General features: G+C 71.6%; 3 protein-coding genes. 2 read left to right on the top strand and 1 reads right to left on the bottom strand.

The genetic code is table 11. The features are described from left to right. Positions 1–1,027 (top strand): ROK family protein (locus AB0G02_RS28625; protein ID WP_360799765.1); only part of this gene is annotated, 1,027 nt, incomplete at its 5' end. Positions 1,028–1,046: 19 nt separating this feature from the next. Here the strand turns inward: AB0G02_RS28625 and AB0G02_RS28620 are convergent. Beyond that, a complete protein-coding gene (locus AB0G02_RS28620; RefSeq protein WP_360799762.1) occupies positions 1,047–2,792 on the bottom strand; it encodes an ABC transporter substrate-binding protein in 1,746 nt (581 codons plus the stop codon). Positions 2,793–2,960: 168 nt separating this feature from the next. Between AB0G02_RS28620 and AB0G02_RS28615 the strand changes: the two genes are divergently transcribed. Next, on the top strand, positions 2,961–4,728 hold a 1,768-nt coding region (locus AB0G02_RS28615), incomplete at its 3' end, for a sugar-binding domain-containing protein (RefSeq protein ID WP_360799759.1).

Raw genomic sequence — 4,728 nt, 5'->3', positions numbered from 1 at the left:
GGCCCGCTACAGCGTGGGGATCCAGTTGGAGCGCAACACGTGCGTCATCGTGGTCGTCGACCTGGCCGGGCGGCCGGTGGCCCGGACGTCGTTCCAGGGCGTCGCGTCGATGCCGCCGGAACGGGCGCTGCCGATGGTGGCGTCGCAAGTGGACGCCCTGCTGACGACGGCGGCCGTGGACCGGGGGAAGGTGCTCGGCGTCGGCCTGGTCAGCTACGGCCCGCAGGACCGGCGTGCGGGGGTGCTGCTGACGCCGCAGCCCACCGAGGAGTGGTGCGACTACCCGGTCGCGTCGCGCCTCGCGGAGAGCCTCGGTCTTCCCGTGCTGCTGGACAACGACGCCGCGGCGGCCGCCATCGGTGAGTACTGGATGGGTGCGGTGGACCCGCACAGCACCTACGGCTGCATCTACATGGCCACCGGGATCGGCGGCGGGGTGGTGGTCGCCGGCGAGGTGTACCGGGGCAGCTCGTCGAACAGCGCCGAGATCGGCCACATCTCGATCGACGTGCACGGCGACGAGTGCCCGTGCGGCAACGTCGGCTGCCTGGAGAACTACGCCGGCCCGTCGGCGCTGGTCCGGCAGGCGCTGGCGACACCGGGCCTCGCCCAGCGGCTCGCGCTCGACCCGGCCAGCGAGGACTTGCGGCCCGTGTTCGCGGGGATCGCGGCCGCCGCGAACGCCGGCGACCCCGAGGCCCGTGACCTCGTGGAGCGGTCGGCGCGTTACCTCGGTCATGCCGCGGTCACCGTGGCGGTGCTGTTCGACCTGGACGCGATCGTGCTGGCCGGGCAGAGCTTCGCGGTGGCCGGCTCGATCTACCAGGCGGTGATCCAGCAGGAGCTGGACCGCCGGTTGTTCGCCCGGCGGGCGCACCCGGTGCGGGTGGTGCCGTCGGTCAACGGGTCGGACGCGGCGGCGATCGGCGGTGCGGTCCTCGTCCTGCAGAGCGAGCTGATCCTCGGCCACGGCCGCGCCGAGGACGCGGGCCGGCCGGTGCCGGTCGGGGTGGGCCGGACGCCCTGACCGCTCGGCTGGACCGGGTTCAGCCGCCGGTCGGCTTGAGGCGCAGCAGGATCTCCGCGTCGTCGGGGTGCGACCAGACCGCGGGGAACGCGTAGCGGTCGTCGTCCGTCGGCCAGCCGGTGAACTTGGCGCTGTGGTAGACGCTGATCGTGCCCTGGGTGAGGACGGGGATGTAGGGCATCGCCTCCTCGACGCGGGTCTGGATCGCCTCCAGGTGGGGGCGCCGCGCGGCGGTGTCGGTGGGGTTGAGGAGCTTGAGCGCGTCGAGGGCCTGGTCGATCCGCGGGTCGGAGAACCGGCTGACGTTCGGGCCCGGCTTGGAGCCGACCGCGGCGGTCTGCGCGGTGCTGAAGAAGTAGTTGTAGAGGTAGAACGGGTCCGGTGCGGGGCCTTGGTAGAGCGAGTCGATGAGCAGTTGGTAGTCGCCGCGGTCCCGGGCGTCCACGAACTCGTTGCCGGACACCTGCTGCGGGGTGAGCTTGATGCCGGCCTGCCGCAGCTGTTGGCTCATCGCGTCCACCGCCGTGATGTAGTCGGTCCAGCCGGCGACGGTGCCCAGCGTCAGCGCCACCGGCTCGCCGTTCTTGGCGTAGATGCCGTCCGCGCCCTTGGCGTAGCCGGCGCTCTCCAGGACCTGCTGCGCCTTCGCCGGGTCCGGTCGCATCGGGGCGGTCCGGTTCCGCAGGTCGGGGGAGATGAGCGCGCCGTCCCGGCCGGGCAGCAGGAAGCTCGGTGAGATGTCGCCGGCGGTGTTCTCGAACGCCAGCGCGTTGAGCTGGGTCCGGTCGATGGCGTGGTAGATCGCCTGGCGGACGGCCGGGTCGGTCTGCGGGCCCTTGCAGCCCAGGGCGGTGTTGCTGCACGTGACCAGGACGATCTGGTTCACCGGGGTGACGACGGACCGGTAGCCGGGGTAGTTCTTCCCGACGTCGTCCAGGTCCGGCACGGGTCCGGTCTGCCAGTCGACCTGGCCGGCCTTGAGCGCGGCGGCGCCGGCCTGGTTGCCCGACAGCGCGAGGTAGCGGACCTTCTTGACGGCGGGCTCGCCGCCCCAGTAGCTCGGGTTCGCCTTGAGCGTGTACGCCTGCGGCTTGAACTCCTCCAGCAGGTACGGGCCGGTGCCGACCGGGTCCTCCACCGCGGTGACCGCCGGGTCGGTGATGTCCTTCCACTTGTGCTCGGGCACCACGTACGTCCTGCCGAGGACCGACGGGCCGTCCGCGAACGACGGCCGGTCGAAGGTGATCGTCACGTGCGTGTCGTCGACCGCCTGGGCGTGGCCCGCGTAGCCGGTGCTGTTCATGCCCTTGTGCCGGGTGATCATGTCGAGGGTGAACACGACGTCGGCGGCGGTGAACCTCTCGCCGTCGGACCAGGTCACGCCGTCGCGAAGGGTGATGTCCAGCCGGGTTCCGTCCGCGTTCCAGGTGAACCCGGTGCCCAGCTCGGGCTTCGGTTCGGCGGCGCGGACGACGTTGTAGAAGAACAGGGTCTGGAAGATCGTGCCCGTCCCGCCGATGGTGGACGGCGCGTACGGGTTGAAGTTGATCTGGTAGTCGCCGGACTGGCCCGCGTACGCCACCAGGGTGGAACCGTCCGGCCCGGCCGACGGGGTCGACGGCCCGCACCCCGCGGCCGTTAACGCCGCGACGAGCAGGGCGGTTGCGGCGCGCACACCCGCGCCTGCATTCCTCGACACCTTCACGACGTCCTCCTTGACGTGCGGTTCGCCGGCGTGCCACGACACCGCCCTGCGCCCGGCCATTATTAAGTCACCTAAATAAGGCGTCAACAGGGTGTGGTTGCTCTTCGTGCGGCAGCGTCTCGACAGGCTTCGGGCCCCGTCCGCGCAGGTGTTGACTTAGTTCGTCTGCCTGAGTAACCATCTCGGTGAGCTTCGACCTCGCGTCGACCGACGGGGAAGTGGGCCACCATGACGCGCTCGGACCTGCACGACGGCTGGCGCCTGCGCGCCGTGGGAGGCCCGGTGCCGGAGGGTCTCGTCGACCGGGACGTGCCCGCCCGGGTCCCCGGCAGCACGCACCTCGACCTCGTCGCCGCGGGCCTCGTGCCGGACCCGTACCTGGACCGCAACGAGGCGGCGCTGACCTGGATGCACCGCGTCGACTGGCAGTACTCGACGACGTTCCGGGCGGAGGCGCCGCGGGTCGGTGAGCGGGTGGAGTTGGTCTTCGACGGCATCGACACCGTCGCCACCGTCGAGGTGAACGGCGAGGTGCTCGGCCACACCGCCAACATGCACCGCGGCTACCGCTTCGACGTCGGGGGAGTGCTGCGCGACGGCGACAACGACCTGACCGTGACGCTGCGGTCCGCGCTCGCCCACGCCGAGCGGACCGAGGCGGAGCTGGGTTGGCGGCAGCGGGCGTACCCGCACCCGTACAACGCGATCCGCAAGATGGCCTGCTCGTTCGGCTGGGACTGGGGGCCCGACCTGCAGACCGCCGGTCTGTGGAAGCCCGTGCGGCTGGAACGCTGGGACACCGCCCGCCTGGCGCGGGTGCGCCCGCTCGTGACCGTCGACGCCGACGGCACCGGCCGCGTCGACGTGCACCTGGAGCTGGACCGCGCCGCGGACCGCGACTACACCGCGGTCGTCACGGTCGACGACCGCACCGAAGCGGTGGCCGTCACCGGCGACACCGCGCACCTCACCGTGCTGGTGCCGGACGCCCGGCTGTGGTGGCCGGTGGGCTACGGCGACCAGCCTCTCTACGACCTGACCGTCGCATTGCTGGCCGATGGTCGACAGGTGGACGCCGTCCAGCGCCGCATCGGGTTCCGCACCGTCACCGTGGACACCGAACCGGACGGGTTCGGCACCCCGTTCACCTTCGTCGTGAACGGCGAGCGGGTCTTCGCCAAGGGCGCCAACTGGATCCCGGACGACCACTTCCTCACCCGGGTCACGCCCGAGCGGCTGGCCCGCCGGATCGACCAGGCCGTCGGCGCGAACATGAACATGCTGCGGGTCTGGGGCGGCGGCATCTACGAGACCGACGACTTCTACGACGCCTGCGACGAACGCGGCGTGATGGTGTGGCAGGACTTCCCGTTCGCCTGCGCCTTCTACGCCGAGGAGGAGCCGCTGCGCGGGGAGGTCGAGGCCGAGGCCCGGGAGAACGTCACCCGGCTGGTCGCCCACCCGTCCCTCGTGCTGTGGAACGGCAACAACGAGAACCTCCCCGCCTTCACGGACTGGGAGGGATGGCGGGACGGCCTGGAAGGACGGACCTGGGGCAGCGGCTACTACCACGACCTCCTGCCCAAGATCGTCGCCGAGCTCGACCCCACCCGCCCGTACGCGCCGGGCAGCCCGTTCAGCCCCGGCGACCTGCCGCCCAACGACGCCCACCACGGCACCCGCCACGACTGGGACGTCTGGAACTCGGTGGACTACACGCACTACCGCGACCACGTCCCGCGGTTCAGCGCCGAGTTCGGCTTCCAGGGGCCACCCACCTGGGCGACCCTCACCCGGTGGATCCACGACGACCCGCTGACGCCCGACTCGCCCGCGTTCCTGCTGCACCAGAAAGCCCACGACGGCAACGGGAAGCTCGACCGGGGCCTCGCGGCCCACCTGCCGGTCCCCGCCGACTTCGAGCAGTGGCACTGGGCGACCCAGCTCAACCAGGCCCGCGCGGTGGCGTTCGGCGTCGAGCACTACCGCTCCTGGT

It is taken from the genome of Actinosynnema sp. NPDC023658 (assembly GCF_040639995.1).
Taxonomy (GTDB): domain Bacteria; phylum Actinomycetota; class Actinomycetes; order Mycobacteriales; family Pseudonocardiaceae; genus Actinosynnema.
This window is presented reverse-complemented; position numbering and strand designations above follow the sequence as displayed.

Coding starts and splice junctions, on each gene's coding strand:
- AB0G02_RS28620 (WP_360799762.1), bottom strand. CDS start 2,792: ATGGCCGGGCGCAGGGCGGTGTCGTGGCACGCCGGCGAACCGCACGTC.